We start from the raw sequence: 15,733 nt of genomic DNA, 5'->3' as shown, positions 1-15,733 counted from the left end.
ACTAAAAATGGAAATGGCTTATCAGTTTTCCGAATGCTCTGATAAATGCCCCGAACGACCCGCAGTCGGTGCCGTGGTCCAATTTGTCTGCCGCACCTTACGTTTATCGCGAATAGGTGTGAGTGGCGACTCGAGTTTACGTGCCACAATCAAATACAAACTGCCCGCGCTAGGAAGCCATGACGCTAAACTCTGTTGAAAAAATCTACCTTGGGTAAACTCGCCCATTAATGGGTGGTAGACCAAACGCTCATCCCCCACCACTTGATAACCTAATAAACCTAACCAATCTCGCACCCTCGAAGGCATAAAAAAACGGCCATTCCAAGGAAGACAATCCTGATATTTAGGCCATAACTTACCCAAAAATACCGGACTCAAGGGATTAAAACCGACGATAAAAAGATAGCCTCCAGCGATGAGTACCCTATCGGTTTCGCGAAGAATACGGTAAGGATCGGGTTCAAATTCGAGCAATAAACTCATCACCACCGCATCTATCGCCGCATTCTGCAGGGGTAGATGGCAAAAATCGCCTTCAATAGAGGTGCCTTTAGATGGCGAGAGTGAAAAATGATGGGCGACTGGCGATGCCATGCTCGACAATTCGGCACTCAAAGGCCCTAACTTTAATAAATGATAACCAAAGACTCTTGGCCACCAATCTTCAAGCTGTTTAGCGACGGCTTGCTGTAGTGCCTCACCATTGGGTAGGTCACTCCATTGTTCGGGCTTGAGCTCAGTACTAAAATGCGACACAGAGTTCCTCCGTTAGCTGGGTAGACAAGTATCCAATGGGGTCAAAGATGACCAACATTCTGCCACAGGGCAAAAGCGGCAAAGGTCGCCAAGGGCCGTTCACTCATGGATAATACCTTTATCTTCAAATTGAAATACAGACATAGGCAGTTCTATGCTCACTATAACAGCGATCAAAGCCTTTAATGACAATTATATCTGGGTGTTACAACAACAGCCCCATACTCAGGTTTATGTTGTCGATCCCGGCGATGCAAGTGTGGTCATTGACTACCTGCAAGCCAATCAACTCACGCTAGCGGGTATTTTACTGACCCACCACCACAATGACCATACGGGTGGCGTAGCAGCGCTTCAAGCCTATAGTCATAATAGACTCACGGTTTATGGCCCAGATAATGAGAAGATCGAAGGCATAACACATCCACTGCACGCAAAATCCAAGCCCAAATTCACACTGGAGTATCTCAGCGCTGATCTGCAAGTCTTAGATGTACCAGGCCACACAGCTGGACATATAGCCTACGTTGTTGAAGATGCCTTATTTTGCGGTGACACCCTGTTTAGCGGCGGCTGCGGACGCTTATTTGAAGGCACGCCAGCGCAAATGCTCAACTCACTACAGCAACTTGCCCAGCTTCCCGCCGACACTCGGGTTTATTGTGCCCATGAGTACACACTTTCAAACCTCAAATTTGCCCTCGCGGTCAATCCCAACAATCGCGAGCTCCAAGACTATAACGAACGCGCGATGCAGTTACGTCGCCAAGACAAAGCGACTGTTCCCTCCACCATCGCTTTAGAGCGTGCCATCAATCCCTTTTTACGCCCAAGCGACACTGAAATTGTCGATAACATAAAACAGCATTTTAGCGATCTAAATCACGCAAATTTAGACGAACTCAGCGGTTTTACCTTACTCAGACAGTGGAAAGATAATTTTTGATCACAAAAGCAATATTATAGATTGAAATTCAAACAGTTTTTCTCATTTTTGATGATGTAAGTCAAAAATGGCCTTACATTATGTACGATAATTAAGGGACAAGATCGAAAAGATCCCATAGAATGGCTCGTTTTGCGTGAAAACTTTGCGCGCTGCGTCGTCTTTATCTTCATATAAAACATACTGTTACTATAAAGAAAAGCGATGCACTAACAGAGGACTACCGTTTTCAATGAGAGTATCACTTTATGTTGTTGTAGGGGGATTTGCCCTACTCACAGGCTGTCAAACATTAGACAACTATGGCGTTAACCAAACAGAAGTTGAAGCCGTCACAACCGAAAATACAGTCCCAGAATATTACCTCGCAACCGAGGCTCCATCGGCGCAAATTACCGATGTGTGGGAGCGAATTCGTCAAGGCATGCAGTTACCGGTTCCAGATCAAAAATTGGTGAATCAATACCGTGATTGGTACATCAAAAATCCACAGCATCTGGCGATCATCTCGGAACGTGCTGCACCTTATATGTACATGATTGTTGAAGAACTTGAAAAGCGTCATCTTCCTATAGAGATAGCTTTGTTACCCATAATTGAAAGCGCCTTTGATCCATCCGCATCATCGACTGGCGCGGCATCGGGTCTGTGGCAATTTACCACACCTATGGCCAGTCATTTCGGTTTAGAAATGAACTGGTGGTATGACGGTCGCCGTGATGTCCCCGCATCAACGACTGCGGCGCTCGATATGCTGGAATACCTCTACGATAAAACCAATAACAATTGGCTTTATGCTATTGCTGCCTATAACTCGGGTGAATCACGGGTGCTCAATGCAATCAAACGTAACGAGAAAAAAGGCTTAAAAACGGATTTTTGGTCATTGGATTTGCCCAGAGAGACAGAACGCTATGTGCCGCAACTGCTCGCACTGGCAGAAGTCATTAAACACGCTGATGAATATGGCATATCTTTAGCGCCAATCGACAACAATCCCACTATTGAAGTGGTTGATATTGATAGCCAAATTGATTTAGCCATGGCGGCAGGTTTTGCTAATATGACCACGCTTGAGTTACAAAAACTCAACCCAGGTTATAACCGCTGGGCTACATCGCCACTTGGTCCGCACACCTTAGTGCTACCAATTGATAAATCGGAAGAATTTAAAAAAGCGCTTGCTGAAACAGAAACCGAAGATAGGATCAGCTGGTTACGTTACACGATCAAATCTGGCGATAGCATTGGCAAGATTGCTACGCAGCACCATACGACCGTTGCCGCTATTCGCGCCGCCAACGGCATGAAAAGCAACACGATCGTCGCAGGCAAGCATTTGATTATTCCTGTCGATGCGCAAGACAAGCAGCTTTATGCCCTGTCAACTAAGCAGCAATTGCCGAAAAAATCACATGCTGCAGTTGAATCAACAAAAATTGCTTATCAGGTTAAGTCAGGAGACACACTCTCAGAAATAGCCCAAGCCCATAAAGTGACGGTGAAACAACTCAGCACTTGGAACAAATTGGCTAAGAATAGCAAGCTACAAAACGGTCAGAAGTTAGTGATCTTAGCACCAAAGGAGCTTGAGCAAACCGCACAAATTCGTACTGTTAGTTACAAGGTAAAATCCGGTGATTCACTTGCCCGTATCGCCAATAAATTTAACGTAACTGTTGCCGAGCTACTCGAGTGGAATAGCCTAGCGCAATCACAGTATTTACAACCAGGCCAAGTGATCAAATTAGTGGTTGATGAAACTAAGTTGAGTGCGTAGGGACTACACTGGCACATAGTTCGAACGGATTAGTGCTATAAATCCTAAGCAAAATTGAGCCATAGATAACAAAAAGGCAGCAACCCTATCGGATTGCTGCCTTTTTCTATTATGAGAGGCGACGTTATTCCATCGTCAATAATAAAACAACAGGCGCCATAACAACGGCATCAGACTCTAATGCTTTAGCGGCAAAATGCGCTTCTAAGCGAGCACCGTCTGCAGGTATTCCTGCAAATGCTTTGGGCGGAATACTAAATGAAGTCGTGATCACTTTCCCTGCCGCCAATTGGCTATCACGTAATGCTTGGGTAAACATCATATCATCCGACCAAGCCCACAGACGTTTGCCCTCTTGCGTTACCAACCACAAATCCGCCGTCATCCCAGAGTTATAACGTAGGCCGACAGCATAGGTTTGTGGATTTGTCACAGTCAATGTCGCCTTAACCGACTGCTTAAAATCGATAAAAGGTTCTAAAGTTAATTCACCGCGAAGCAGGCCTTGTGCCTTTTCTGCCATCACAGGTTCAGCCTTTAATGTCGGAGTGCTTTTAAGCCCAGAAACATCGAGCGCCAGATCGGCAGCGCGAATAATCTCAGGCTGAACGGCCGCGGCTGTTGTAGTCTCACCCTTGGTTGACTGACTCGTGTCAGCGGCTTCAGGCGCCGAGCACCCAACAAGTTGCCCGCCGACAAAAGCACTCGCGCAAACAAGTAATGCGTAACGCGTTGAAGCAACCATTAAAAACCGCCTAGTTTTTTCAATAAGGAGTCTTTTAATTTTTCCTTAGCTTTGTCGGTTTCTTCCTTAAGCTGATTATTCAGTAAGGCTTTAGTATCCAAAGCATATTCAGGTTTTTGGAAAGTGCCGGTAATGGCGAGCGGAATGTCAACTCCAGCCAGCGCATCTTTGTCGCTACCACCCTGACCCTTCAATGAATTCACTAGGCTAGCGGTTAGTCTGTAGTCCAAGGCTTCAGTCAATAAATTCGCAGTGCCTTTACCATCCAAACGCAGTAAAGGCGAAGACAAGGCAAGATCTGGATTCGTGGCAACGCCATTATCCAACGAGAAACTGCCCGTCAGACTCGAGAAGTCAGTTTTGCGCTCCGCCTTCGTTTCTGGCGATAAGTCGCCCTTTAACTTAGCTTGGGCGCTGCGGATCATCTGTGGAATATTTACCCCGTACAGAGCACCGTCATTAATATCAAAATGACCATTCGCTAACAGGTTTTTCTTTAACTGCTCAGGGATCAAACTCTTACCTTTCCCCTTCACATCAAAGTTGGCTGTACCCGCCAGTAAATCCACATCCGCTGCATCTTTGAGCAAAGGACGAATTTGTACGCCCGTCACTTTTTTATCAAATTGATAACTCGCCACTGCTTGACGAGCATCAACCTGAGCGCTCACCAGCAACTGACCTTGATATAAATCCGCATTCAATTTCGTCAGATCTAACACGCCATTTTTAATGCCCACATCCATTAACCAATTTTGAGTCGACAGATTCGCGACCTTAATAGACTTAACAGTCAACTTGAGTTTTACATCAAGCTGCTTAAGGGCTGAGAGATCAGGCTCAACTGCCTGAGGGTTTGCTGCTGGCGCTTGTTCAGCGGTGGCCTCTGTTTTAGGTAACAGTGTATCTAAATCAATATCGCCAACTTGAAAATCAGCATTAATTTGTGGAATTTTCGTACCATAATTAACACCCACTTTACCCGCAGCGGTAATGCTCGCCGCGGTAAGCTGCGCAATATCGACGGACAATTGCTGTTTATCAAGGGCGATTTGAGTTGCTAAGCTGACAGATGTTTCGAGTTTCTTGTTCGGAATACTCTCACCTTCCACCACAGTATCAATTTTCAGCCCATTGATAACGAGTTGTTTAAAGTCTCGACTGAGTTTTAGTTCACCTTTAGCTTCGCTACTTATCGTCATATCCGGCATAGTTGCACTGAATTCAAAGGCGATAGGCGCAAATGTATCTAAAGTAAACTCACCTAAGGTGAAGCTTTTTAAGCTAAAGACTTGAGTTTGCTTTTTCGCTTCATCAATCATATTAATTTGAGTATTGGTGATTGAAACACCGCCAATATTAATATCGTTCAGTTTAGCATTTGAGGACGTTTCGGTCGGTGGAGTTGCGGCTTGTTTGCTATTATCACCACTTAATCCATCAAAACTGCTAGTGCCATTCTTGCGAGTCACTAAATTAATGGTTGCGCCATCGAGACTCAATTCTGCAATTTCAATTTTCTGACTAAACAACGGCATTAGCGCCACTTCAGCAACGGCTTTTTTGACTTCTAACATAGCCTTAGGCGTAAAACCTTCAGGGTTAGATAAAGACACTCCCCCTAAATTAATACCTATAACAGGGAAAAATGTCCAAGATAAATCGTCAGTAATGACTAATTCACGACCCGTTTGTTTTTTTACGGCATCGACTATTTCAGGTTTAAAATCATTAGGGTCGAAAAAGACGGTGAGATAAACGGTGACTAAAAGAATGAGCGTCACCATTAAGGCTAAGAGCAACTTAATGAATTTCATATAAATATCCTTATCAAAAACAACTTGAATTTATAGCAACTAATGCATTTAGAAATGTTAATTTAAAAATGCAAAGTTCAACATTTCATCACTTACTGCAATACCATTTTCATCGGCATAGAGCATCATACCGGGCTTAACCGTCACGCCCCCCATATCGACAGCCACATTAATTTGGCCTTGACCTAACTTTTCGGTTTTTATCGGCATAGCCCATAAAGCAAAGACACCTAAACTGAAAGTATTTAATCTCGCCACATCGCGAACACAACCATTAATCACTATCCCTTGCCAACCATTATCTAAGGCGCTCTGCGCAATGAGATCCCCTAACAATGCGCGGCGCAGAGAACCACCGCCATCGACAACGAGCACTTTTCCATGCCCATCCTGTGCAAGTATCTCTTTTACCTTTGAATTATCCTCAAAGCACTTTACTGTGACTATCTCACCCCAGAAGAGCCGTTTACCACCAAAGGGTTTAAATGCAAGGGGAAGTAACTGTAATTTAGACGGATAGTGGTCGAATAAATCTGGTAGTAGATCAAGCATTTGAATCTCCATGATAGTCTATAACTTTAGACTACTCATAATTGTAGACCCCGACAAGGTCAAAGCAAAAATCAGCGGAATTTTTTATTTCATTTTAACGTGCAAAGGCTTGGTGTATATTGGCATAAGCATTATAATCTGCGATAGTTAACGTCCTATGACACTCTTTAAAGTTTCATACATTTGTTCCCACACCTCTTTGTTATAAAGCGAAAACCAAATGACAACTGATCTTGATTTACAGAGCGCAATCGCAGCTCTTGATGAGTATGGATATGATAAGAAAGTCTCAACGGATCTTGAGCAAGCACGTAACAAGCAACAAATGGGTAAATATATTAAATCTCTCGACTATAGTTTACGTCGATTATTGATATTACAAGAAACCGTTAATGAGTTAGTTGAAGAAAAGAAACATCAATTAGCCCAGCAAGAGAATATTCAAACCTTCAAAACAAAAATCATTAACTTGTCGAGAGAATTTAACATTTCTTACGATGAAGTATTAGCGCTGATGGCATCATCTAAATCTAAGAAGTGAATTTATCGCTATTGTGCTCTATCACCTCGCAGTTAAATTGTTTGATTAACATCTGCATAAGCCATATAACGAAATATATACTTTTTCGGTTATATGGCAGAATTTTCGGCTTTTCATTATTCGCACAGTGTTAACGATTTCATTTCATAAGTAACAATGCCAACTTATGTTAAGCTCACACTATACCTGTCTAGCGATTTGGCATAAAAAAGCAGAGCCTAAGCTCTGCTGATTTATATCAATATGCGAACTTATTTGCTCTGCATTAATTGGCGAATATATTTCACTGGTGCACTACCATAACTCAAGAATGTTTCGTGGAAAGTTTTAAGGTCAAAATCTTTACCTTGCGATTTTTTGTATTCTTCACGGAAATCATAGATTTCTCGATAACCAGAATAGTAACTCGTCAGTTGTACTTGACTAAGAGTCGCACGGCGCCACTTGCCTTCGGCTTCAGCTTGCTGTTGGAACGCTTCATTCATCATCAGGGCAATAGCTTGGTCTTCGGTCATGCCTTTCACATGAATACTGTAATCTAAAATAGTGTTAGAGATAACACGTAAATTCCACTTGTAGTACATCAACCACATTTCAGGCTCAAAATTGCCATAGCCTTCTTCTAACATCATACGCTCGGTATAAACCGCCCAACCTTCGACCATAGCACCATTACCAAATAAACTTTTCACTAAACTCGGAGATTGATTAGAGTAAACGAGTTGAGTGTAGTGCCCTGGGATGGCTTCATGAATATTGAGGATTTGCAGGATCCAGTGATTATATTCACGTAAGTAACTCTCGGCAGACTCATCACTCATGCCATCGAGTGGCGTCACGTTATAATAAGTATTACCTGACTTCTCATAGGGTCCAGGCGCACTAATTGATGCACCGGCATAACCACGCATATATTCGGGCGTTTCACGGACAACGAGTGGCTTTTTAGGATCCAATGTGACTAGTTTTTTCTTATTTACAAATTCAATCAGCTCTGGAATTTGCTTACGCACTTCATTCACGAATTCATCGCGCTGAACATGCTGAGTCGATAATTTATCGATTAATTGGCGAATGGCGAGCTTACTGTCAGCAGGCTTTGGCGTAGTAAAATATTTAGGCCATAACTTATCGGTAATTTTGGCCATTTCTCCTTGAACACGCTCTTTATCGGCTACGGCTTTTTGATATAGCTGTTTCGCCGTCATCCCCGCTTGGATATCAAAGGCAAATTTTTGCTCATATAACGCCTCGCCAATTCTAAAACTACGTGCTCCATCTTTTTTAAGTTGAACCACTAATTTGTCTAACCAAGCAATATGGCCGTTAATCGCGGCAGTTGCTGCATCGAAACGCGTTTTAAATAACGCTTTTTCCGCATCAGTCAGACCTGAGTCGGCGACCTGTTTTAATAAGTCATCGGAAAAAACCGAAAATGCACCTTGATTCTGCAGCACAGCTAACTCAGTGTGCTCCAATGTTGGTTTGCTAATGTTCGCCTGCGCGGCAGCATAATAAGCTGGCACATTTTCTAAACGCGCTAATACCGAACGTAATCTGTCATCTAATGGAGCAAAATTTTCATTGATGATTTGGGCAAAACCGCCCGATACGTTGTAGCTTGAAGGATCCCACTGCCAGGATTTAAAACTGTCAATTTCCCATGCCATGCTACCGAGTAAATTGTCGATCAGATGGTAATCAATCAGCTCATTCGGCGTTAGCGACTTTTGCTCGAACTGAGTCAATTGCGCTTGCTGAGCTTTCACAAACGCTAAGGTCTTTGCTCGACCTGCTGCATCGGGGATTTCAAGGTAACCATCGCTAACATGCTTGCCACTGTATAAGGCCCAAGTCGGTGATAATTCCCACAATGAATCAATAAAGGATGCTGAAAATTGCTCAAATGAGTGGGCTTTAACTTCAGGTGCGACTACGGGCGCGGTTTGACTCGTATGGGATTGACAGCCAGCAAGGCTGGCCAGCGATAGCACTATCGCAAGGGAAATAGCGTTTTTTTTCATTATTATGGGTCCTTTGTTAAGATTTATCAGGCATACAAAAATTACCTCAGTTAATCATATTGCCCCAATAATTGCAGCTATGTTAGCCATGAATACATGCGCGGTTACAAAATTGTAAGTTCTCAATATTTGCCGCCTATCATTCGCCTATTCGACGTATAAGCCCCTCTTTACCAAACACACACAAATAATGATAATCGCCTATTCTGTTTCACCTCCTGCTATAATATCGCCCTGATCTACTGTTCATGCTTTAGCGTAACAGTTTGCTTATACATTATTGACCTGACCCTTTACCTGAGACATTCAATGCCATTTTCCAAACTTGGATTAAGCGATCCGATTTTAAGAGCCATCACTGAGCTCGGCTATTCACAACCTACTCCGATCCAAGAAAAAGCCATTCCGGTGATCTTGAAAGGCAAAAATCTGCTTGCTGGCGCGCAAACAGGTACAGGTAAAACCGCCAGTTTTGTGTTGCCAATACTGCAAATGTTCGCCGACATGCCGAAAATCCGTGCTAAACGCGTTCGTGCATTAATCTTAACGCCAACCCGCGAATTGGCCGTTCAGGTAGAAGACAATATTGCCAAGTACGCAAAATACCTGCCGCTGACGTCTATGGCCATGTATGGTGGCGTGGATTCCGCACCGCAGAAACAACGTCTTATTGAAGGCGTCGATATTCTGGTGGCAACACCCGGTAGATTGCTCGATATGTACACCCAAAGAGCGATTCATTTCGATGAAATCTCGGTATTAGTCCTAGATGAAGCCGATAGAATGCTCGATATGGGATTTATCGAAGACATCAATAAGATCATCGAACGTCTGCCAACAGAACGCCAAAATCTGTTGTTTTCGGCAACCTTATCTAAGCAAGTGCGCTTTTTAGCGAAAACAGCGGTTGAAAACCCAGTCGAAATTGAAATTGCCCGCGACAGCGCAAACGCACCGCAAATCGACCAATGGTTGATCACTGTCGATAAAGATAAAAAGTCGGCACTGTTAAGCAAACTCATCACTGAACAAGCGTGGGAACAGGCACTGATCTTTATCCAGACGAAACAAGGCGCCGCCAAACTGGTTAGTCAACTCGAAAAACGTGGCATTGCCGCCGAAGCCATTCACAGCGGTCGCAGCCAAGCGGTACGCGAGCAATTATTAGTGGATTTTAAATCTGGCAAACTACGCTTTTTAGTCGCGACTGGCGTTGCTTCCCGCGGTATCGATATCGATGCCCTCACCCGTGTGGTCAATTATGATTTGCCCGATGAAGCCGATGATTATATTCACCGTATCGGCCGAACCGGTCGTGCTGGCGCCTGCGGCGAAGCCATCTCTTTTGTTTCTAAAGATGATTTTAGGAATCTATGTGCTATCGAGCGCCGTCTAGGTCACCTCATAGTGCGTAAAGAAATTGAAGGCTTTGTGCCAAACAAAGAAGTGCCTGTGTCTATTCTCGATTTTGTGCCCAAAAATACTACGCCAAAAACCTTTAAAGCTCGGGCACCTGAGGCCAGATCCTCGCGCCCCGCGAAAGAAGGCTCCTTTGAAACCGCCCATGCGAAAAAGCATCGCAGCGCGAAATCAAAACCAGAGGTTAAAGCTAATATAACACGGCCGCAATCTATTCAGACTGACAACGGTAACGAGACAACGGGTCGCAGCGCGCCCTTTAATCCGTGGAATAGCGGCCCTAAAACCAAGTAATGACTCAGTACAAGTCGTGACTTATTAGATATAAAAACTCATTAAGATAGAAGATATTAGCATGATTACATTTAGCACCAATCTAGGCGACATCACTATAGAACTCGATTTTGAACATGCGCCTGTCAGTTCAAAAAACTTTGTCCGCTATTGTGAAGAAGGCTTCTTTGAACACACGATTTTTCACCGAGTGATCAAAGGCTTTATGATCCAAGGCGGCGGGTTTACCGCAAAAATGAAGGAAAAACCGACCCACGAGCCTATCGTTAACGAAGCCAACAAAGGCCTAAGTAACACCATAGGCACAATCGCTATGGCTCGCACCGATGCACCTCACTCGGCCACCGCGCAATTCTTCATTAACACAGCCAATAATGACTTTTTAGACCATACCGCCACCACCAATAACGGTTGGGGCTACGCGGTATTTGGTAAGGTTACGGCGGGAATGGACATTATTCAGCAGATTGAGAAAGTCAAAACCACCACGGTCGCTGGCCACGAAGACGTGCCCCGTGAACCTATCGTCATCGAGAAAGTAACGATTAATATCCAAAGTTAATTTTTAAAACAATAAGACTTTTTCGTTAATATGATTAATCGCGCATTTTTAATTGAGCGATTAATCATTTCCTCAAAGTTATTTAGTGAACTGTCCTGTACAATTCAACGCAAATTCATTTTATATAAACCTAAAAACACTAAATCCCCAATACAAAATCACTTAGTATAAAATCAACTGATGGATTATTTAAGCGTTTCCATTATTTTACTTAAGACTACTACACATCAAATTAACCTCACAATATAGGCTTCTTTCAAACAATATAGACCTCTTTCAAACAATGTTATTCATCATAAAAGCTGAAAAACAGCAGCACATCCCTGACATCAATATCTTAGACTAGCCGCACAATTTGATAATATTAAAATGATACACCAACCATAATCCTCATTGTAAAAAGAGGCTTAACTTGCCATCTGATATAGATAAAAAAACCATTTCTGTATCTATTATCGTTTCTTGCTAATGCTTATTATCCCTATTTATTTTTAAGCCAGAATCATTGTTAACTTAAGCTACGAACCCTATTCAGATAAGCAGAGAAAGCTTGCTATAGTGATCAGAAAATGATGTTTCTATTGGATTCTAATAAGCTATATCGTAACTTCTGTGTCTTTGTTGATGAAACCAGAACTCTCATGACAAAACTTTTTGACTAGAGATAGCGTCTAAGCATTTAGGGAATTTATTTTGAATAATAGAAAAGGTAGTCTGTTTATGGTTGCTGCGATGGCAGCATTTTCTATTGAAGACATGCTGATCAAATCCGCAGCAGAAACCACCTCTATCGGCCTCATTTTAGCGTTATTTGGCCTAGGTGGAATGTTGATTTTTATACTGTTAACCTGGCGAAAGGGTGAAACTGTGCTTCATCCTGCAGTCTTGTCTACCCCCATATTAGTACGTGCACTATGTGAAATCGTCGGCCGATTCTGTTTTGCTTTAGCCATCACGTTAACACCACTCTCAAGTGCATCCGCTATTTTGCAAGCCACACCTTTAATCGCCATGCTTGGCGCGGCATTGTTGTTCGGTGAACAAGTGGATCACAAGAGATGGCTTGCAGTATTGATTGGTTTTATGGGCGTGCTGATGATCATTCGTCCAGGACTTGATGGTTTTGAGGCCACATCTTTATTCGCCGTTATCGCTACCTTAGGTTTTGCAGGACGCGATTTAGCAACACGCGCAGCCTCTCCCGTATTATCTAATATGCAGCTTGGAGTGTATGGTTTTTTTGTGTTGATTCCTACTGGCTTAGCAATACTGATGTACCAAAATGAAGCTATACAGTTTAGTGCAAACGCAGCGATACAGATAATTGGAGCAATCATCTTTGGTGTAATGGCCTATAATGCGCTGACAATCGCCATGCGCACTGGAGATGTATCGGTGGTAAGCCCCTTTCGTTATACGCGTTTACTCTTTGCCTTAGCTTTAGGAATATTTATATTTGGAGAATCCCCAGATTTGCTGACTATTCTGGGAAGCCTACTCATAGTATTAAGTGGCGGCTATACCTTAGTTCAAGCGCGTAAAAGAATGAAGACGAATAACATACCTAATGCGGCAAAAACCTAAGGACTCGCAAAAAATAGCTAATCGAGTGTCAGAAATGCTTGGTTTTACCAAGGACACAAAAGGAGAAAAAACGGCAATTTTGCCCCGTTTTTGCCCCAAAGCAACAAAGGGAACCAGTAAGATACTTATTCCCTTTGCTTTAATTTGGCGGTGAGAGAGGGAGTCGAACCCTCGATACGTTACCGTATACACACTTTCCAGGCGTGCTCCTTCGGCCACTCGGACACCTCACCATATGTCGATTTATGTTAGCGTGGTTAATCTTTCACGTTCAAGAATCACTAACGATTTCGTATAGCCTTGCCGACAGGCTTTCATCGTTAACGGAGCGGTACTGTACGCAAAAGCCTAAAGGGGGTCAAGTAAAAAAGACTCAGTTTCAGGCGGTTGCACAATTGCTAAACAAACCAGCGTCATTTCCTGAATCTTTTCACCGTTTTATGCCGTTAATTGACGGTAAATTTGTGTACTTCTTTTGACATTAAATTTGCGTCAAACGTTAGGGCTTTGGTCAGTTCCCTAAGCTCATCGGAGATCCTTTGGGTATTAAGGTAAATCTCACTGATCTTCAGTGCATTACGATTTACGTCTTCGGATACCGCCGATTGCTCGTGGGTTGCGGTGGCAATTTGCTCGTTCATTCGATCAATGATGTCGACTTGCTCTACAATACGTTTCAGTTCGATACCCGCTTTCTCAGCTTCATGAACGCTGTTGTTTGCCTGTGCCAAGCCCCTTTCCATGGCTTTTACTGCAATGCTCGCCCCCGTTTTTAATCTGTCGGTCATATTTTTAATATCGGAAGTAGAAGTTTGCGAGCGCTGCGCTAAACTGCGGACTTCATCAGCGACAACGGCAAAACCGCGGCCCATTTCCCCTGCTCGTGCCGCTTCAATCGCAGCATTGAGCGCCAGTAGATTGGTTTGCTCAGCAATACTGCTGATCACATCGAGCACAACGACTATACCGTGGATCTCTTTATCCAATTCATTTATCGCTTGAGATGCACCACTAATATCATCTGCCAAAGCCTTAATTGATATACCTGTACGGCCAACTTCAACGTTACCTGACTTTGCCTCACGATTAGCGGCCGAGGACGCTTCGGATGCCTGTACGGCATTGCTGGCAATTTCGGTCACTGTCGCGCTCATTTCTGTCATAGCTGAGGCTACTTGCTCTGCCTCGCTGTGACCCGCCATCACATCTTGCTCCATGGCGTGGGTACAAAGGTCCATTTGGGCTACCGCTTGCTGTAGTTTCGCGCCGCTAGCACGCACATGTAGGATAACCTTTTCAAAATCACTCATCATGTCGTTAAAGGCAATGGCAAGTTCACCAAACTCATCCGAGCTTGTTTGAGTCAAACGCACACTCAAATCATAATTTTTACGGGCTTGTGTAATAGTCGAATACAAATGATGCACACTGTCGTGCAAGTAGCGGATCACAGATAAACTCAGTATCAAGACTATCGCTAATACTGAGATTAAGGTCGTGAGCACTAAGAACATTTTCTCATTTGCTGAGGATAATCTCTCATGGGTGATCTTGAGTAAATCAGCTGAAACCTGTTGCTCATACTCACGTAATAACTCAATCCGCGCGGTTGATTTACTAAACCAATCTTCTGGGCTTTGTTGTTGAATTTTTTGATTATCTTGCTCAAACGCAATTTGACGTAACAGTTCAACGTCATGCATTGCAGCTGAACTCTGTAAACGGTTAAATGCAGCGGATAAATCCATTGAGGCTAAGGCTAAAAACCTTTCTTGGTAGGTATTTTGCTCCGAGACTAAAGTGATAAATTTTGCATAAACCTTAGGCTTAAATCCGGCTTGACCAAAGGTTGAGCTGAGTACCGCCCTTTCAATCCCCGCCCTCTCCTTCAATTGCAAAAAGGCACTAAAGGCTGCGGCTTTGATAGCGATTTCTTGGTTGGCACCCGTTTTTGCGGTTTCATCGACTATCGCCAGTAATATCTTATTTAATTCTGTGTAATAGGCGACTTCGTCGGCAACGCTGATACTTAAACTGTCCACCTGTGAGCGAATTGAATTTAATCGACCTAACTGTGAATTAAGTTCCTTAAGCTTAGGAGCAAATATCGCTGGTAGCTGATTTTGGGTGATAAATTGCTGGTAGAGATTCAGCTGTGTATCCGTAAGCTGTCTTTGACTAGGGATTTTCGCGGCAAAGGCTTTTCCCGCAGAGCCAAGAAATCCAGCGCTCATTCCGCGCTCTTTTTGTAATTCGTGCACTAAATTACTGTTTGTCACAGCCAACTCACTCAATTGTACCACTAAGGTTAAATCCTGCTTATATTCATACTTTTCAATGAGGTAAAGGGAGCCGCAGAGGAAACAAGCTAATAAGGGAGGCAAAACGACCATTAATAATTTTTGTTTTAGACTGAGATTACCAATCCATTGCCATTTCATAGAAATTTCCTTTTAAACGAATTTTTAACTAAATTAGCGAACACTAGGTATAGCATAAGATTATGCATAGGACGACTAAGGTTTGTAGAAAAGTAGTCGCTAATATACTGATAAACGGCGACTTCATGCCTTTCTTTAAAGGTGAAAAAAAGCGCTGACTTATCAAGTGCACTCAGGGTAAACCGATAAAATTCAAAAAAATTAGCGTACAAATAAAAACGCACAGGAATAATACCTGTGCGTTTATTGATAAAAGTACGATGAATCCT

The 15,733-nt window shown here is 43.2% G+C and carries 12 protein-coding genes and 1 tRNA gene; 6 read left to right on the top strand and 7 right to left on the bottom strand.

Annotation, left to right across the window (positions count from 1 at the left end):
• Positions 1 to 21 precede the first annotated feature (21 nt).
• Positions 22 to 759 (bottom strand): class I SAM-dependent methyltransferase, encoded by a 738-nt coding sequence (locus L5M49_RS01250; RefSeq protein ID WP_263161009.1) that lies wholly within the window; start codon positions 757 to 759, stop codon positions 22 to 24.
• Positions 760 to 913: 154 nt separating this feature from the next.
• On the opposite strand from L5M49_RS01250, the gene gloB reads away from it, so the two are divergent.
• A complete protein-coding gene (gloB, locus tag L5M49_RS01245; protein ID WP_263171363.1) occupies positions 914 to 1,705 on the top strand; it encodes a hydroxyacylglutathione hydrolase in 792 nt (263 codons plus the stop codon).
• 232 nt (positions 1,706 to 1,937) lie between these two features.
• Positions 1,938 to 3,485 (top strand): LysM peptidoglycan-binding domain-containing protein, encoded by a 1,548-nt coding sequence (locus tag L5M49_RS01240; protein WP_198573305.1) that lies wholly within the window; start codon positions 1,938 to 1,940, stop codon positions 3,483 to 3,485.
• A 124-nt stretch (positions 3,486 to 3,609) separates the two neighbouring features.
• Here the strand turns inward: L5M49_RS01240 and L5M49_RS01235 are convergent, their stop codons facing one another.
• Genes L5M49_RS01235 through L5M49_RS01225 form a run of 3 tightly spaced genes read right to left on the bottom strand, consistent with a single transcriptional unit; the run spans position 3,610 to position 6,599 of the window.
• Positions 3,610 to 4,230, bottom strand: coding sequence for a BsuPI-related putative proteinase inhibitor (locus tag L5M49_RS01235; RefSeq protein ID WP_113939588.1), 621 nt, complete (start codon positions 4,228 to 4,230; stop codon positions 3,610 to 3,612).
• On the bottom strand, positions 4,230 to 6,047 hold the full coding sequence (locus L5M49_RS01230; RefSeq protein ID WP_263265299.1) for an AsmA family protein: 1,818 nt from the start codon (positions 6,045 to 6,047) through the stop codon (positions 4,230 to 4,232). The genes L5M49_RS01235 and L5M49_RS01230 overlap by 1 nt, the downstream gene beginning before the upstream one ends.
• 57 nt (positions 6,048 to 6,104) lie before the next feature.
• Entirely contained in the window at positions 6,105 to 6,599 is a 495-nt protein-coding gene (locus L5M49_RS01225) for a putative 4-hydroxy-4-methyl-2-oxoglutarate aldolase (protein ID WP_263265298.1), read from the bottom strand.
• A 220-nt stretch (positions 6,600 to 6,819) separates the two neighbouring features.
• Here L5M49_RS01225 and L5M49_RS01220 point away from each other — a divergent pair, with 220 nt between their 5' ends.
• Positions 6,820 to 7,140 (top strand): hypothetical protein, encoded by a 321-nt coding sequence (locus L5M49_RS01220; RefSeq protein WP_263265297.1) that lies wholly within the window; start codon positions 6,820 to 6,822, stop codon positions 7,138 to 7,140.
• Between the two features lie 251 nt (positions 7,141 to 7,391).
• On the opposite strand, the gene L5M49_RS01215 is transcribed toward L5M49_RS01220, so the two are convergent.
• Positions 7,392 to 9,164: a DUF885 domain-containing protein gene (locus tag L5M49_RS01215; protein WP_263265296.1), complete on the bottom strand. Its 1,773-nt coding sequence runs from the start codon at positions 9,162 to 9,164 to the stop codon at positions 7,392 to 7,394.
• 309 nt (positions 9,165 to 9,473) lie between these two features.
• Here L5M49_RS01215 and L5M49_RS01210 point away from each other — a divergent pair, with 309 nt between their 5' ends.
• The 3 genes from L5M49_RS01210 (at position 9,474) to L5M49_RS01200 (ending at position 13,023) form a co-directional block, all read left to right on the top strand.
• A complete protein-coding gene (locus tag L5M49_RS01210) occupies positions 9,474 to 10,877 on the top strand; it encodes a DEAD/DEAH box helicase (RefSeq protein WP_263265295.1) in 1,404 nt (467 codons plus the stop codon).
• A 61-nt stretch (positions 10,878 to 10,938) separates the two neighbouring features.
• Positions 10,939 to 11,439: a peptidylprolyl isomerase gene (locus L5M49_RS01205; RefSeq protein WP_105252328.1), complete on the top strand. Its 501-nt coding sequence runs from the start codon at positions 10,939 to 10,941 to the stop codon at positions 11,437 to 11,439.
• 693 nt (positions 11,440 to 12,132) lie between these two features.
• Positions 12,133 to 13,023 carry a DMT family transporter gene (locus tag L5M49_RS01200; protein ID WP_263265294.1) on the top strand — a complete coding sequence of 297 codons (891 nt, stop codon included), beginning with the start codon at positions 12,133 to 12,135 and terminating at the stop codon, positions 13,021 to 13,023.
• Between the two features lie 145 nt (positions 13,024 to 13,168).
• Here L5M49_RS01200 and L5M49_RS01195 read toward each other — a convergent pair.
• Together L5M49_RS01195 and L5M49_RS01190 are read right to left on the bottom strand one after the other, a co-directional pair.
• Positions 13,169 to 13,256: transfer RNA gene (locus tag L5M49_RS01195), tRNA-Ser, on the bottom strand.
• A gap of 213 nt (positions 13,257 to 13,469) precedes the next feature.
• On the bottom strand, positions 13,470 to 15,464 hold the full coding sequence (locus tag L5M49_RS01190) for a methyl-accepting chemotaxis protein (RefSeq protein WP_263265293.1): 1,995 nt from the start codon (positions 15,462 to 15,464) through the stop codon (positions 13,470 to 13,472).
• Between the last annotated feature and the right edge of the window lie 269 nt (positions 15,465 to 15,733).

The sequence above is a fragment of the Shewanella sp. SM74 genome, assembly GCF_025653725.1.
Classification (GTDB): Bacteria; Pseudomonadota; Gammaproteobacteria; order Enterobacterales; family Shewanellaceae; genus Shewanella; species Shewanella oncorhynchi.
The sequence above is the reverse complement of the archived record's forward strand: the minus strand, read 5'-3'. Positions and strand labels throughout refer to the sequence as shown.